The organism is Profundibacter sp., assembly GCF_056498605.1.
In genome coordinates, this window is record NZ_JBSMEZ010000169.1 from 32594 (window position 1) to 48151 (window position 15558).

A 15558-nucleotide genomic window follows, 5' to 3' on the forward strand; every position below is an offset into this window, starting at 1 on the left:
ATTAAAAACTCGCACCTGCCAACATGGTAGACATGCCATAAACCGAGGGGCCAATCAGAATGATCAGCAACGGTGGCAATGTCAGCATCATTGTGGCGAGTGTCATTTTGGTTGGCAACTTGTTTGCCTTTTCTTCGGCCCGCATCACGCGTTTATCGCGCATTTCGGCAGAAAAGACACGCAAAGCATCGGCAACCGACGTCCCGAAGCTGGCGGACTGGATCAACACGGTCACGAACGAGGCCACATCAGGCACACCAACGCGTTCGGACATATCGCGCAAAACACTGATCCGGTCCTTACCGGCCTTCATTTCCTGCGACACGATTGAAAATTCATCGGCCAATGCTGGAAACCCGGCGCGGATTTCTTCGGCAACGCGAATGATTGACTGGTCCAGCGATTGGCCAGCCTCGACACATACCAGCATCATATCCAGCGCGTCTGGGAAGCCGTTGATGATTTCCTCTTCGCGTTTTTGTTTGCGCTTGTTTACCCAGAATTTCGGGGCCATATACCCGACTACACCCGGAATTAGGATGCTGAGAGCCATCGATTTTGTTGTTTGGTCATCAGTCGCGCCCAGCGTCAAAGCATAAACAGTACCTGCAGCCAACAAACCCAAGCCAAGGATAAATTGCATAAAGTGGTAGGTGCGAACAGCCGTTTTTGACGGATATCCAGCCTGCAACAGTTTCAGGCGGATCGCGGAATACTCTTCCTCGTCCTGTGGCTCAAGAAAGTTGGCGTATTTATCGAGCTTGTCTGTGCCCTGCGCTTGGCGCAATTTGGTTTCGGCACCCATCTGGGCATTACGGGCGGCGTTTGTTTTACGCATCCTGTCCAGCGGATCCTCTTTCTTGTTCATTAGAATAGGAAGCGTCAGCAGCATCAGGAACATGCCCAATATGCCGACAGCCAACAGTGGTCCGAATTCGCCGAAGTTATCGGTGAGAGTAGTGTTGATTGATTCTAGAAAACCCATGATCGTTTCCCCTTATACTTTAATATTCACAAGCATTTTCATAACGAAAATATTGACGATCAAAAACGCGGCCACCACCAGAGCAGCAGGAACAAAATAGGGTGTTTCCATAACTTCGTCATAATAGTCCGGTTTCGCTAGATTGATGCCGATCAGTGCCAGCAACGGGAATCCGGACAGGAACGAGCCTGACCATTTTGCCTCGGCTGTAATCGCTTTCACTTGGCGGAACAGTTTGAAGCGCGAGCGGATCACCTTGGACAACCCGTGCAGGATTTCGGCCAGATTACCGCCCGATTGTTGCTGGATCGTCACCGCCACCGCAAGGAAGCGTATATCCTGTATTTCGATCCGTTCAGCCATGTCTTTCAGGGCCTCGCCCACATCACGGCCATAGGTGCTTTCGTCGGCGATCACGCCCATTTCGGTGCCCAATGGATCGGGGATTTCTTTGGCGACAATGGCCAAGGTCGCGGTGAACGGATGACCAACACGCAATGAGCGCACCATCAGTTCAATTGCATCAGGCAGTTGTTCTTCCAGCATGGCAATACGTTTTTTGGCCTTGTTGTTGACCCAGACAAAGACCGAACCAATACCCATCGCAACCGAAAGGGCCGCGCGGACCGGTGGTGAGGTGCTGGTGCCGACGGCCATGCCAATAAAGGCAAGCACCCCAAGCCCGACCATCAGCATAATCAGCTGCATTGGCGAGAAAGCGATGTTGGCCCTTTGTGCCTTTCGGGCCAGGATCGAATATAACGGGATCGAGTTGGCCTTTAGGTGCTGGCCCATCTCTTTGCGCAGCTTGTCCAGAACCTGCTCTCGTTGCCCGCCCTTTTCCAGCATTTCCAACCGGCGGTTCACTTTGCTGTTCAGGCTGATAGATTTGCCAAAGACTGTCAGGTATATTCCCTCGACGAGCAACAGCACGGCAATAAAGATCAGGCCGTAGATGATGAATTCTGCGTTAATGGACATTGTGTTTACTCCGCCGCAAAGGGTTCAAATAGGGATGCAGGCAAATCATAGCCCCACATGCGGAACCGTTCGGAATAATGCGAACGAACGCCTGTGGCGGTGAAATGCCCAAGGATTTTGTTTTCCGGTGTCAGGCCGACGCGCTGGAATTTGAAAACTTCCTGCATGGAAATAACGTCGCCCTCCATGCCGGTGATTTCGGTGATGGATGTCATCCGGCGCGAACCATCCTGCAAACGACTGGCCTGAACGATCAGGTTCACAGCCGATGAAATCTGGCTGCGAACGGCCTTGAGCGGCATTTCGATGCCCGCCATCGCAATCATGTTTTCCATCCGCGACACACCATCGCGTGCCGAGTTGGCGTGGATTGTGGTCATTGACCCGTCGTGGCCGGTGTTCATGGCTTGCAGCATGTCGATAACTTCTTCGCCACGCGTCTCCCCCACGATAATCCGGTCAGGACGCATCCGCAGGGCGTTTTTCATACAATCCCGCGGCGAAACCTCGCCTTTGCCTTCAACGTTTGGCGGGCGGCTCTCCATCCGGCCAACGTGGGTTTGTTGGAGTTGAAGCTCGGCCGTATCCTCGATCGTCAGGATGCGTTCGGCGTTGTCAATAAATGAGGACAGCGCGTTCAGGGTGGTCGTTTTACCAGAACCCGTCCCGCCCGATACGATGATATTCAAGCGGCACGCAACTGCGGCCTGCAGGTATGCGGCCATTTCCTCGGAAAAGGCGCCAAAGGATACCAGATCATCAATGCCCAGCTTATCTTTCTTAAACTTACGAATGGAAACCAGTGATCCATCCACAGCAATCGGCGGCACCATCGCGTTGAAACGCGATCCATCGGCCAGACGGGCATCCACATAGGGGTTGGATTCATCCACGCGACGGCCAACGGCCGATACAATCTTGTCGATGATCCGCATCAAGTGCTTTTCATCCTTGAAGGTGATGGTGCTCAGTTCCAGCTTGCCCTCACGCTCGACGAAAATCTGTTGCGGGCCGTTGATCAGAATATCATTGACAGTTTCGTCTTTCAAAAGCGGCTCGATCGGGCCAAGGCCCGTTACTTCGTCAAACAGTTCCTGATAAAGGTGGGCACGCTCGTCGCGGGTTAGAACCACGCTCATTTCTTCCAGCGCTTCTGATGCGATGGCGTTGATTTCGGCGCGCAGATCCTTCTCGGATGCGTTTTCCAGCGCCGACAGGTTCAGGTTGTCCAGCAGTTCCTTGTGTAGTTCCAGCCGGACTTCGGCCAGACGCTCTTTGCGCTTTACCTCTTTGTCCGCAGGCGCAATTGATGTTTGAGCCATAGGGGCCTTGCGCAGGCTTTTTATCTTCTCGACTGGCTGGGTCGCGGGCATAGTCGCAGCTTTGGCCGCCGCAACGGGCTTGGCCGAGGAGGCGTTGCCTTCAGATTTCTTATATCGCGAGAACATACTGGCTTCCCTTTTCTATATTACTTACCGGTGTCGGCAGATTGGTTTAGGTCGTGAACCGATTTTGCAAGCTTTGTGAATTCCTTGCGAAGCGGGTTTTTTGCGGCGCTTTCGGCCATTGGCAGGCCATGATCGCCGGCCTGGACAGTCTGCTTGCCGCCATCGGGCATTTGCAATTCGATATCAATGTCCAGGCTTTCGGCCAGACGTTTGACACGGGATTTACCGTTCAGATCGGTGAACTTTGGCGCGCGGTTCAGCACGAAACGCAGTTTTTTATAAGGGAGTTCTTCAGCCTTGAGCGCCCTGATCAGACGCAATGCGTTTTGGGCGCTGCGCATGTCCAGTTCCAGCGTTGCAAAATAGACGTGAGCCTGATTAAGCACCGCTTCGGTCCAGGCAACCAGCGTGGATGGCATGTCGATGACGACATAATCAAAGTTCGCCCGCGCCATGTCGATGATGCGGTTGATGTCCTCTGAGCTAACCAAATCCAGCGGCAACATATCGGAGGGAGCCGTCAGAACGTGCAATTTTTCGTTATAAGTCAGCAAAGCCTGCATGAAGCTTTCGCTGTCCATCGCTTCGGTGTCCGACAGCAGTTCATAAATGATCTCACGGCGCGGCAGGTCTAGAAATGTCGAGACCGAGCCAAATTGCAGATCAAAATCCAGCAAACACACGCGCGGGGCGTTATCTTTATCGATAGTGGCCAATTCCCAAGCCAGATTAACGGCCAGAGTGGAGGCACCAGTGCCGCCTGCCAAACCGTGAACCGGCAAAACAACCCCGTTACGGTCGCCTGTTGCTTTGATTGTTGTTTTCATTTCGTCGGGCACGGGGGCTTCGGCGACAACTTCGGGGGCCTGCATCCGTTCGATTGCTTCGTGCAATTCACCATCCGGAAGCGGGTAGGGGATGAAATCATTGGCCCCAAGGCGCAATAACTGGTGCAGGGCAATCGGGCTGACTTCTTCGGCGATCAGAATAACCTTGATGCCTTTGTCACTGGCCGTTGTAATCAGGCTTCCAATCAATGTCAGGTCTTCTTCGTCCTGATCATCAACTGCGATTGCAATAAATTCCAGTGAATCCGCATCGGGCTGCTTCAAAAATGCTTTTGCATCCTCGAATGTTAGATCCCCCCAGCTTTCGCCCAGTTCTGCTTCCATATCCTCGATCAACAGATCAAAATTAGATACGTCACGCGAAACCGTGCAGGCTACTATTGGTGCCGATTCTGGCTGTAGCATAGCGCTGTTCTCCATTTGCCTCTTTCCTTCTTATACTAAGCGACGGTGGTTTTTACAATAAAACCAGTTGGTTACTGCTCACCTGGTCTCTTCCACTATCGCCCATGCCCACGACTCATTCGCGCACGGTTTTTTTCCTTTGAATGGAAAGTGACTTACAATCTTGGCAACATTAGGGCTAAAAAGCCGTAATTGTTCGGCAAATAGAATAATTCGTTTGGTAGTCACTTTATTAAGGTTTGATTAGGATATGCCTGTAAAATATGGCTCTGATCGGTATCGGGCAGGGGGTTTTCCCGAAATTCTGCGGATTCATTGTTATTAACAAATGATGAATTGTCTCTGATTAAGCTACAATGCGCGTAGTCGGGTTTCTACACATGTTGGTTAATAGCATGTCGCATTAAAACGTATTCACCGGCAGGGCGAACGCGTTTTGCCTTGCAAGGGCTGCCTCGACCTACCGGATGAATGTCTGAATCCGGATAAATGCGACACGCACTAAGTGTGGGGACGGCTGAAATGAAAAGGCCCGCCCTGTTTCCCCTGGTCGAGGGGCGGGCGGGCCAGTTTCATAGCCATTTATAACAGGAGCGCGTTAGTTGTTGGTAGCAACTTCCGCGCCAATGATTTCAGGCACTGTTGTTGGCTCAGTGGCACTTTCAACATATTCACGGTAGATAACTTGGGCGTATTTCCCGTTCAAAACCATCGGGTGGTTCTGAACAAAACCGGAAACCTCGGTAACGGTGCGCCTGTTGCGTCTCTCCCTGCCGGAAGTTACGACCAAGGGCTGTGTTTCACCGAATGAGGCAACCGCCTCAAGCCGGCTGCGGCTAATTCCCTGAGATGTCAGGTAGCTGACAACAGCACGGGCGCGGCGCAAACCCAGGCGTTTGTTAAAAGCGTTGCCACCAACAAGATCGGTATGGCCGTAAACGCGGAAGCGAACTTCGGGGAATTGTTTGATCCAGTTGGCCTGTTTGCGAAGCGAGGCCTGTGCCGAGGCATCAAGCCGCGAGCTGTTGAAGGGGAAGTTCACTGTCGCGGGCACTTGGGATGCAAACTTGTTCGCCAGATTGATAGCATATGATCTCTGGCCGGTCTGGATCAGCATATTGTTCATCGTCGGGTTGCCAAACCCACCTTCATCAAGCTGGCTCCCCGCTCCGGAGTTAAATGCCCGCATAGAGTCGGTATTTGATGCGCAAGCTGCCAAAGAGGTCATTGCTGCGACGATCAGGACTTGTTTTAGATAAGTGCTCATTGTCTTACTCCATCACATAGCCGTAGGAACCGCTGAAATCCTGCCGTGCAACTTCTCCGGCAGCACCTTTTGGTGTTTTGCCGGCAACTTTGCCAAATAGGAACAGTTCGGATTCAGTTGGCACGCGGATACGATCCGTTGGTAGTGCAAGTGCCTCGCCCCGTGTGGGGGTCACCAGATGCGCCGTAATGATAATCACCAACTCGGACTGTTCACGCTTGTATTCCGTGCTGCGAAACAGGGCACCCAGGATGGGAAGGTCACCTAACCACGGCACCTGACTGTTTAGATCACGGAAATCATCCTGAAGCAGGCCTGCGATGGCAAAACTTTCGCCGTCACGCATTTCAACTGTGGTCGAGGTTTCGCGCTTGCGAAAGGCGTCAATCTTGAAACTGCCCGAAGTGAAGCTATTGGTCGGGTCGATCGAGCTGACCGAAGCCGTGAGCGACAGGTTGATCTTATCACCATCAACCACGCGCGGAGTAAAGTTAAGCGCGACACCGAAGGGTTTATATTCAACCGAGATGGTGCCGTTATCCTGTGAAACAGGCACCGGATATTCGCCACCTGCCAAGAATGTAGCCTCTTGGCCGGATAGGGCAATCAGGTTCGGTTCCGCCAATGTGCGGACAACACCTTTGCTCTCAAGGGCTTCCAGCAACACGCCGAATTGGGTAGACCCAACGCTAAAGCCGATGGCCGCTTGACCAACTGCTGCGCTGTTCAGGTTCAACTGCGTCGATGCCGCTGAACCAATGGCCGTATTGGGAATAAGCGCACCAGCGCCAGCCCCGATAGAGCCGGACAGGGTGGAGCCAATACCGTTAACCATTAAACCAGCTGATAGCTGTTTGCTGACTGTGCGTTGCATTTCAGCAAACCGCACCTTTAGCATTACTTGCTGGGTGCCGCCGACGCTCATCAGGTTGGAAACACGTTCGGGCGCATAGCGTTCAGCCAGATCAAGCGCGCGATCCAGACGGGCAATGCTGGAAACTGTTCCCGAAAGAACGATGCCGTCATTTGCTGTGCGCACTTCGATTTGCTCGCCTGGCAAGATTTGACGCAGGCGTTCCTTGAATTCGGTTATATCGGGGGTGACTTGCACCTCGACATTGGTGATCAGCCGACCGTCACCGCCCAAAAGGGTCAGTGTTGTGCGCCCGGGCAATTTGCCCAACACATATATAGTGCGGTCTGAAAGGGTGGAAATATCCGCGATCCCGGGATTGGCGATAGAGAGTTCCGCAAAAGGAACGTCGCTTTCGACCACAACTGCGCGGTTCATCGGAACCTTTAGCGCACTTGATGCCGCCCCGCGCATAACGCGCAAGGTTTCAGCTTCAACAGTTGTTGGAACAGCGGTTACACTTACGGCGAAACCCAATAGGGCTGCCTTGATAAATTTGTTCATTTTCATTGTGATCTGCCTCTCTGATCACTAGCTCGATTGCGGGTCTATATTCGCCCAATTACCGGTGATCATGCCGGAATCCGGTTTTTATTGCAAGAATCAAACGCTTGGTCGGTGCTTTTTATGTGGATAAGTCGCAACACTGCGCTAGTTCTGGGGGCAAAACGGGAATTCAACTCTATATAGAGTGTTGTTTTTGATGATTGGCCACGGACTGAATCGTGAAATTATCAAAATCGAACATTGTTTGCGGGAAATGGTGCTGCTGGGGAGAATTGAACTCCCGACCTCGTCATTACCAATGACGCGCTCTACCACTGAGCTACAGCAGCGTGCTGTTTGGCGGGTCAATAGGCGTAATCTGCATTTGACGCAAGCGCAATCTGGACCCACCGCGATGCCTTCTATAGAGAGTGTCCTATGGAAAGAAAATCTACCAAAGAAAGCAAGGCCACAGCGCGCAGCCGTCGTGATGAGCGATTGAAAGCAGCGTTGAAGGCGAATATGGCGAGGCGTAAGGCGCAAACGCGGGGGCGAAAAGCATCCGCCGCGGCGCAAGGTAAGGCAGAGTAGGGTAAAATATGGATTCAATAGTTGTAACAGGTGGCGGGCCGCTGAATGGGGAAATTCCGATTGCGGGGGCGAAAAACGCCTGTCTGGCGCTGATGCCGGCCACATTGCTGTCAGAAGAACCGCTGACGCTGACCAACGCGCCGCGCCTGTCGGACATCAAAACCATGACCGAATTGTTGCAATCGCTGGGGGCCGAAGTGTCCAGCCTGGACGAGGGCCGCGTTCTGGTGCTGTCGAGCCACGGGGCCGACAACCCGCTGGCCCATTATGATATTGTGCGCAAGATGCGGGCCTCGAACCTTGTGCTGGGCCCATTGTTGGCGCGCCACGGCAAGGCGATTGTTTCGCTGCCCGGCGGGTGCGCCATTGGTGCACGTCCGATGGATATCCACGTCACAGCGCTTGAGGCGATGGGAGCGGTGATTGAATTGAAAGACGGCTATCTTCATGCCGAAGCTAAAGGCGGCCTAAAGGGCGCCGAGATTGATTTCCATTTTGCATCTGTTGGCGCGACTGAAAACGTGATGATGGCCGCGACTTTGGCCAAAGGCACCACCGTGATCAATAATGCGGCACGCGAGCCCGAGATTGTTGACCTTGCCGATTGTCTGCGCCGCATGGGGGCGCAGATCGAGGGCGATGGCACATCCAGTATCACCATTCAGGGTGTGGACCGCTTGCACGGCGCGACCCACCCCGTGGTCTCCGACCGGATCGAACTGGGCACCTATATGCTGGCGCCTGCCTTTGCGGGTGGCGAGGTTGAACTGCTGGGCGGGCGTATCAATCTGCTAAGCGCCTTTGTTGAAAAACTGGACCAGATCGGTGTGGATGTGACCGAGACCAAACGCGGCCTGAAAGTGAAGCGGCGCAGCGACATCCTAAAGGCGGTTGATATTGTGACCGAGCCTTTCCCCGGTTTTCCAACCGATTTGCAGGCGCAGATGATGGCGTTGCTTTGCACCGCCGAGGGCACCAGCGTGTTGGAAGAAAAGATTTTCGAGAACCGTTTCATGCACGCGCCTGAATTGGTCCGCATGGGGGCTAATATCGAGGTCCACGGTGGTCACGCTACGGTGACCGGTGTGCAAAAGCTAAAAGGGGCGCCGGTGATGGCGACCGACCTACGGGCTTCGGTTTCGTTGATTTTGGCAGGGCTGGCGGCAGAAGGGGAAACCGTGGTCAGTCGCGTTTACCATCTGGACCGCGGATACGAACATGTGGTGGCGAAATTGCGCGGGGTTGGCGCACAGATTGAACGGATCAAGTCAAATGGCTGAAGATGCTAAATTCGAGGATGGTAGGGAAGAGCCGCTGCGTCTGCGGGCCGAAGATACAGGTGATCTGGAGGTTCTGGCCGCACTGGTGCAGGACGCGGTGTTTCCGGCCAACGAAATGACGTGGCAGGCTGGGCAGCGCCGGTTTGCCATCCTGTTGAACCGGTTTCGTTGGGAGGACCGCGCCAAAGCTGATGCGCGCAAACGTGCCTTTGAACGGGTGCAATCAGTGCTGGTGATCAACGATGTGGTCAAGGTTCAGTCCCAAGGGGTCGAGCGCGGCGATGCTGATACGGTGATGTCGCTGCTGTCGATCACATTCGAGGCGGGCAAAGACGGCACAGGCCGTATCACTATGACCCTTGCGGGCGATGGCGTGATCGCGCTGGATGTGGAATGTCTGGATGTGGCACTAAAAGATGTAACGCGCCCCTATGTTGCCCCATCAAAACACGCACCACACCATCCGGAGTAGGCTATGCCACTATTTCTGAACACCACCGACGCCGATTTCGAGGCTGGTTTTGCCGCCTTTCTGACCACCAAACGCGAGGATTCGCCTGATGTGGACGCCGTGGTTGCGGACATCATTGCCGATGTGCGGACGCGCGGTGATGCGGCGGTGATCGAGTTGACCACCAAGTTTGACCGGTTTGAACTGACGCCCGAAACTTTGGCGTTCACGCCTGAGGAAATCAAGGCGGAATGCGCCAAGGTCTCCGACGAGGATCGTGCGGCGCTGGAACTGGCAGCGGAGCGTATTCGCGCCTATCACATCCGCCAGATGCCGGAAGATGCCAGCTGGACCGACGAGGTTGGTGCCACACTGGGTTGGCGCTGGGGGCCGGTATCGGCGGCGGGGCTGTATGTGCCCGGTGGGTTGGCGTCATATCCATCGTCAGTCTTGATGAACGCCATTCCGGCCAAGGTGGCAGGGGTGGAGCGGCTGGCGATTACCGTGCCCTCGCCGGACGGCATTTGCAACCCGCTGGTGTTGCTGGCAGCGCGTATTGCGGGTGTTGATACCATCTACCGGATTGGCGGCGCGCAAGCGATAGCGGCGCTGGCGTATGGCACCGAAACCATCGCGGCGGTCGATAAGATTACAGGGCCGGGCAATGCCTTTGTCGCCGCAGCGAAACGGCGGGTGTTTGGCAAGGTCGGCATTGATATGATCGCGGGGCCCAGCGAAATTCTGGTGATTGCGGATCGCAATAACGAGCCGGACTGGATCGCGGTTGATCTACTGTCACAGGCCGAGCACGATGAAAGCGCGCAATCGATCCTGATCACGGATGATGCGGGGTTTGGCCAGCAGGTGGCGGCTGCCGTTGAGGCGCGGCTGGAAACGCTCGAGCGGCGCGAAATTGCCGGACCCAGCTGGCGTGACTTTGGCGCGGTGATTACGGTGCAGGATATGGACGAGGCGGTGGTTTTGTCCGACCGGATTGCGCCCGAGCATCTGGAGCTGTGTGTCGCGGATGCGGACGCGATGGCCGCCAAGGTGAAACACGCCGGTGCGATATTCATCGGCGCATGGACGCCCGAAGCGATTGGCGATTACGTTGGCGGGCCGAACCATGTGCTGCCCACGGCGCGGTCCGCACGGTTCTCATCCGGCCTGTCGGTGATGGATTTCCTGAAACGCACCACGCTGTCTAAAATGACACCCGAAGCGCTTGCCGCCATCGGCCCTGCGGCCGAACGGCTGGCAATTTCCGAGAGTTTAGAGGCGCACGGCTTGTCTGTTCGGGCGCGCCTGGATCGGCTGAACAATGACTGACCGCATCAGCCATATCGAGATTGACGACAGCGGCCTACCGGCGCCTACGCCCGAGATTGAGCAAGAGCGCAAGGTTGCGGTGTTCGATCTGCTGGAAGAGAACAGCTTTGCGCTGCCCACCCGTGGCGATCTGGTGCCGCCCCAAGGCCCGTATCGGTTGACACTGGCAATCCGCGAGCGGCGTCTGGTGATCGAGGTGGCAACCGAGGCTGCGGATCAGGCCGGTGAATTCCATCTGTCACTGGGCCCGTTTCGCCAAGTGGTGAAAGATTATTTCCTGATCTGTGAAAGCTACTTTGATGCGGTGAAAAAACTGCCCCCCAGCCAGATCGAGACCATCGATATGGCACGGCGCGGTATCCACGATGAGGGCGGGCGGGTGTTGCAAGAACGGCTGGAGGGCAAAGCGGTTGTTGACATCGCCACCGCGCGCCGCCTGTTCACCCTGATTTGCGTTCTGCATTTTGGTGGGTAGCGGATGAGCAACAGCACTCCCCCCCCCCCCATCACCTCAGTGTTGTTTTGTTGTGACCATAACTCAGTGCGCTCACCAATGGCCGAAGGGATGATGAAACAATTGTATGGCCAGTCGATTTACGTGCAATCGGCGGGGGTGAAAAGTGATCTGGAAATCGACGGGTTTGCGATAGCCGTGTGTCAGGAGTTAGGGGTGGAATTATCCCGCCATAGGGCGCGATCCTTTGATCAGATGCAAGAGTGGGGCGATGATTTGTCTGGTTTTGATCTGGTGGTGTGCCTGTCGCCCGCCAGCCAGCGCCGCGCGCTTGATTTGACGCGGTATTATCATCTGGAGGTGGAATACTGGCCCGTTCTGGACCCGACCGGATTGGGCGAGGGGCGCGAGGCCAAATTGATGTCGTACCGCCAGACTCGCGATCAGATCAAAACCAAGCTGTTGGCGCGGTTTGGTCCGCCGGTTGAGGACGGTGAGGAGAGCAAGGAATGAAAATCGCAACGGCAACCTATCCAATCGACTGGCACGACAACTGGGAGTCTTACGAGGCAAAAATAACCGAATGGGTGGCCGAGGCAGCAGTAGAAGGTGCCGAATTGCTGGTGTTTCCCGAATACGGAGCGATGGAGCTTGCCTCGATTGCCGGTGTGCAAGTTGCAGGCGATATGGAAGCCAGCATGCGTGCGGTTGACGGGTATTCCGATCAGGTTGACCGGCTGCATGTACGCCTTGCGGCCAAACACAATGTCCATATCCTCGGGGCCAGTGGCCCGTGTTATGAAGGTGATAGCAGACCAAGTAATCGGGCGACGTTCTATGCGCCAACAGGCATTTTGGGGCATCAGGACAAACAAATCATGACCTGCGGCGAGCGAGACCCGATGGATGTGCGCACGGGTGGCCCACTGACCGTTTTTGACACGGCGCTGGGCAAAATCGGAGTGATCATCTGCTATGATTGCGAATTCCCTGATCTGGCGCGCGCGCTGGTTCAGGCAGGCGTTGAAATCTTGCTGGTGCCGTCAAATACTGAACAGGTGTCAGGATCTGGCGGGTGCGGATCGGGGCGATGGCACGGGCGCTGGAGAGCCAGTGCGTGGTGGTTCATTCACCAACCACGGGGGAGGCGCCGTGGAATCCGGTTGTGCCAATGAATACGGGTGCTGCGGCAATTTATGGCCCACCTGATACAGGGTTTCCCGATGCCGGAGTCATTGCCGAGGGTGCGATGAATGTGCCCGGTTGGATTTACGGCAATGTGTCACTTGGGGCAGTCCGCATTGTCCGCAAAGAGGGGCGTGTGCGCAATGTTGCCCATTGGAAGGAACAATCTGCCCGTGTCGCTACGGTCACTATTATGGCGATGGGGGCGAATGCCTCTTGAAAACCTAGCGATTTAGGCGCATCTAAGCCTCGCTCACACTATGGTGGGCGGATAACACAAGGATAGACCATGGCTAAGGAAGAACTGCTCGAATTTCCCGGCGTCGTAAAGGAACTCCTGCCAAATGCGACATTTCGGGTCGAGTTGGAAAACGGCCATGAGATCATCGCGCATACGGCAGGTAAAATGCGCAAGAACCGGATCCGCGTTCTGGCGGGGGATAAGGTGCAAGTCGAAATGACGCCTTATGACCTGACCAAGGGCCGCATCAATTACCGCTTTAAGTAAGCTATGACTGTTCGGCTTGTTCTGGGCTCTGGTAGTCCGCGACGGGTGGAACTGCTGGCAAAAATCGGGGTGGTGGCGGATGACGTTCGCCCGCCCGATATTGATGAAACCCCCATTTCGGGCGAACTCCCACGTCCCTATTGTGTCCGGATGGCGCGAGAGAAGCTGTTGGCGGTGACCGCCACGGCTGACGAAATCGTGCTATGCGCCGATACCACTGTGGCGCTGGGCCGCCGCATATTGGGCAAACCCGATGATGCGGGGCAGGCGGCGGAATTTCTACTGGCGCTGGCGGGGCGACGTCACAAGGTGATTACCGCGATTGCGGTAAAACGTGGTGACAAGGTGTGGGAACGCGATGTGGTGACCACAGTTCAGATGAAACGTCTGTCAGACGATGAACTGAACGCGTTTCTGGCCAGCGATGATTGGTGCGGCAAGGCGGGTGGTTATGACATTCAGGGGCCAGCGGGCGCGTTTATTCCGTGGATCAGCGGGTCATTTAGCGCGGTGCGCGGTTTGCCCGCGGTGGAAACCGCACAATTGTTACGCGCGGCGGGTTATCCGCTGCTGAAAGGCTGGTCATGAAGGGCACATTGGTTGCACTGGATCATATCAACGGGCGCGCGGCGGCGGCTTTGATGGTCGAGGGGCGGTTGCAAGATTTGCTGTTGTCTGCACCTGATGGATCGGCCCCGACCCCCGGTGCGATATACCGCGCGATTGCGGATCGCCCGCTAAAGGGACAGGGCGGCATGATGCTGCGCCTGCCCGATGGTGCAACGGCGTTTTTGCGTCAAGGCAAGGGCTTGCGTCCGGGGCAAGCATTGTTGGTGCAGGTTACGGGTTATGCCGAGGGCGGAAAGGCGGTGCCGGTCACCCACAAAGTGCTGTTCAAAAGCCGCTATGCCATTGTGACGCCGGATGCACCCGGCTTGAATATCTCGCGCGCCATCCGTGACGAGGATGAACGCGACCGTTTGTTGGAAATCGCTAATATCGGTATGGATGGTTCGGATTACGGGATGATCTTGCGGTCGTCCTGTGACGGCGCAGATGCTGATGATATTGAAGAAGACATCGCCGATATGCGGGGCGCTGCCACTGAGGTGATGGCAGGGGCCGAGGGCAACGCGCCCGAACTGTTGATGGACGGCCCTGATGCGCATCATCTGGGTTGGCGGGACTGGGATGCGCCGGATGTTGTGGCCAGCAATGAGGGGTCATTCGAGGACCACGGCGTGCTGGACGCGCTGGTGGAGCTGGAAACCACCCATGTGACCTTGAGCGGTGGGGCGTCGATCTATGTCGAGCCGACCCGCGCGTTGGTGGCGGTGGATGTGAACACGGGCGGCGATACATCGCCCGCCGCAGGGCTAAAGGCCAATCTGGCCTGTGCGCGTGAACTGCCCCGCCAGTTGCGCCTGCGGGGCTTGGGCGGGCAGATCACGCTGGATCTGGCCCCGATGGCCAAGAAAGACCGCAAGCAGTTTGAAAACGCCCTGCGCAACGCCTTTCGTGCCGATACGATTGACACTTCACTGGTTGGCTGGACCCCGCTGGGGCATTATGAATTGCAACGCAAACGCGAACGCCTACCTGTGCGCGATGGGTTGCCAAAATGACCTGCCCGATCTGTAAAAAACAAACCGTGACGGCGTATCGCCCGTTTTGCTCCAAACACTGCGCAGATGTGGATTTGGGCCGCTGGTTTAACGGCTCCTACGCGGTTCCCGCTGACACAGCCGAGGACATAGACGAGGCCGAGACTGCGCTGGAAAAGTTACCACATGGGCCACACTGATCTTTTTCATGAAATCCCTCTGGACACCCGCGCGACCCGCGTCTAGAACACCGCGACCCGAACGTGAATTTGCGTTCACCCGTGCCCGGGTAGCTCAGGGGTAGAGCAGTGGACTGAAAATCCTCGTGTCGGTGGTTCAAATCCGCCCCCGGGCACCATAAAACTTTCTGATATATATGGGTAATGCTGTGGCGCGCCGCTACGTTTGACACAGATTGACGCTACCTTTGACACACCAAATTTGGAATTCTAACGGGTGAATGTGGGCTGGGGTATGAGGTTTTTGAATTCAGAACTTTCCTGCGCGTTGTGTCGCGCTGCTAATTGCGATAAACTAGAATTCGTTATCAACCTAGAACCATTTAATTCAAGCCTAAGTATCTTCGATTAAATGTGCACTCGAAAAGAACGAGTTGCCAGCCAGAACTTAGTTTTCAAATCTTGAACAATAAGGTTTTAGTCCAGTGCCTCAGGCGAGAAGGAATGCTCCATTGAGCAAGAAGGAAAACAAATCAGGTTCTGCAGGGATATTCATCAAAAACAGCGGCAACGTAAGGCTTGACTGCAATGCAATTTCAGGCTTCGAAACTGGTATAAAAATTGAAAATTCAACAGTAGAAATA

Annotated in this window: 17 protein-coding genes and 2 tRNA genes; 12 read left to right on the forward strand and 7 right to left on the reverse strand. The window is 55.2% G+C overall.

Features of this window, described 5'->3' with window-relative positions:
- Window position 1: 1 nt before the first annotated feature.
- The 7 genes from ACWB12_RS17090 to ACWB12_RS17120 all read right to left on the reverse strand — a co-directional run bounded on the left by ACWB12_RS17090 (window position 2) and on the right by ACWB12_RS17120 (window position 7683).
- Window positions 2-985, reverse strand: a complete 984-nt coding sequence (locus tag ACWB12_RS17090) for a type II secretion system F family protein (protein ID WP_479531310.1) — start codon at window positions 983-985, stop codon at window positions 2-4.
- A 12-nt stretch (window positions 986-997) separates the two neighbouring features.
- The gene (locus ACWB12_RS17095; protein WP_479531311.1) at window positions 998-1966 is read right to left on the reverse strand and encodes a type II secretion system F family protein; all 969 of its coding nucleotides are present in this window, start codon (window positions 1964-1966) and stop codon (window positions 998-1000) included.
- Window positions 1967-1971: 5 nt separating this feature from the next.
- Window positions 1972-3414: a CpaF family protein gene (locus ACWB12_RS17100; RefSeq protein ID WP_479531312.1), complete on the reverse strand. Its 1443-nt coding sequence runs from the start codon at window positions 3412-3414 to the stop codon at window positions 1972-1974.
- Between the two features lie 20 nt (window positions 3415-3434).
- Window positions 3435-4682 (reverse strand): CpaE/TadZ family protein, encoded by a 1248-nt coding sequence (locus tag ACWB12_RS17105; RefSeq protein WP_479531313.1) that lies wholly within the window; start codon window positions 4680-4682, stop codon window positions 3435-3437.
- A 583-nt stretch (window positions 4683-5265) separates the two neighbouring features.
- Window positions 5266-5934: an OmpA family protein gene (locus tag ACWB12_RS17110; RefSeq protein ID WP_479531314.1), complete on the reverse strand. Its 669-nt coding sequence runs from the start codon at window positions 5932-5934 to the stop codon at window positions 5266-5268.
- A gap of 4 nt (window positions 5935-5938) precedes the next feature.
- Window positions 5939-7357 (reverse strand): type II and III secretion system protein family protein, encoded by a 1419-nt coding sequence (locus ACWB12_RS17115; protein ID WP_479531315.1) that lies wholly within the window; start codon window positions 7355-7357, stop codon window positions 5939-5941.
- A 251-nt stretch (window positions 7358-7608) separates the two neighbouring features.
- Window positions 7609-7683 (reverse strand) — tRNA-Thr (locus ACWB12_RS17120).
- A gap of 249 nt (window positions 7684-7932) precedes the next feature.
- Here ACWB12_RS17120 and murA point away from each other — a divergent pair.
- From murA to ACWB12_RS17180, 12 genes are all read left to right on the forward strand, one after another.
- Entirely contained in the window at window positions 7933-9204 is a 1272-nt protein-coding gene (gene murA, locus ACWB12_RS17125; protein WP_479531316.1) for a UDP-N-acetylglucosamine 1-carboxyvinyltransferase, read from the forward strand.
- On the forward strand, window positions 9197-9676 hold the full coding sequence (locus tag ACWB12_RS17130; RefSeq protein WP_479531317.1) for a DUF2948 family protein: 480 nt from the start codon (window positions 9197-9199) through the stop codon (window positions 9674-9676). The genes murA and ACWB12_RS17130 overlap by 8 nt, the downstream gene beginning before the upstream one ends.
- Window positions 9677-9679: 3 nt before the next feature.
- Entirely contained in the window at window positions 9680-10984 is a 1305-nt protein-coding gene (gene hisD / locus ACWB12_RS17135) for a histidinol dehydrogenase (RefSeq protein ID WP_479531318.1), read from the forward strand.
- Window positions 10977-11459 carry a UPF0262 family protein gene (locus ACWB12_RS17140; protein ID WP_479531319.1) on the forward strand — a complete coding sequence of 161 codons (483 nt, stop codon included), beginning with the start codon at window positions 10977-10979 and terminating at the stop codon, window positions 11457-11459. The genes hisD and ACWB12_RS17140 overlap by 8 nt, the downstream gene beginning before the upstream one ends.
- Before the next feature lie 3 nt (window positions 11460-11462).
- Window positions 11463-11951, forward strand: a complete 489-nt coding sequence (locus tag ACWB12_RS17145) for an arsenate-mycothiol transferase ArsC (RefSeq protein WP_479531320.1) — start codon at window positions 11463-11465, stop codon at window positions 11949-11951.
- Window positions 11948-12613, forward strand: coding sequence for a nitrilase-related carbon-nitrogen hydrolase (locus ACWB12_RS17150; protein WP_479531321.1), 666 nt, complete (start codon window positions 11948-11950; stop codon window positions 12611-12613). Before ACWB12_RS17145 ends, ACWB12_RS17150 begins: the two co-directional genes overlap by 4 nt.
- Window positions 12604-12843, forward strand: coding sequence for a hypothetical protein (locus ACWB12_RS17155; RefSeq protein WP_479531322.1), 240 nt, complete (start codon window positions 12604-12606; stop codon window positions 12841-12843). The genes ACWB12_RS17150 and ACWB12_RS17155 overlap by 10 nt, the downstream gene beginning before the upstream one ends.
- Window positions 12844-12912: 69 nt before the next feature.
- On the forward strand, window positions 12913-13131 hold the full coding sequence (gene infA / locus ACWB12_RS17160; RefSeq protein WP_007205486.1) for a translation initiation factor IF-1: 219 nt from the start codon (window positions 12913-12915) through the stop codon (window positions 13129-13131).
- Between the two features lie 3 nt (window positions 13132-13134).
- Window positions 13135-13719 (forward strand): Maf family protein, encoded by a 585-nt coding sequence (locus tag ACWB12_RS17165; protein ID WP_479531323.1) that lies wholly within the window; start codon window positions 13135-13137, stop codon window positions 13717-13719.
- On the forward strand, window positions 13716-14756 hold the full coding sequence (locus ACWB12_RS17170) for a ribonuclease E/G (RefSeq protein ID WP_479531324.1): 1041 nt from the start codon (window positions 13716-13718) through the stop codon (window positions 14754-14756). The genes ACWB12_RS17165 and ACWB12_RS17170 overlap by 4 nt, the downstream gene beginning before the upstream one ends.
- Window positions 14753-14935, forward strand: a complete 183-nt coding sequence (locus ACWB12_RS17175; RefSeq protein WP_479531325.1) for a DNA gyrase inhibitor YacG — start codon at window positions 14753-14755, stop codon at window positions 14933-14935. Before ACWB12_RS17170 ends, ACWB12_RS17175 begins: the two co-directional genes overlap by 4 nt.
- An 83-nt stretch (window positions 14936-15018) precedes the next feature.
- Window positions 15019-15093 (forward strand) — tRNA-Phe (locus tag ACWB12_RS17180).
- Window positions 15094-15558 lie beyond the last annotated feature (465 nt).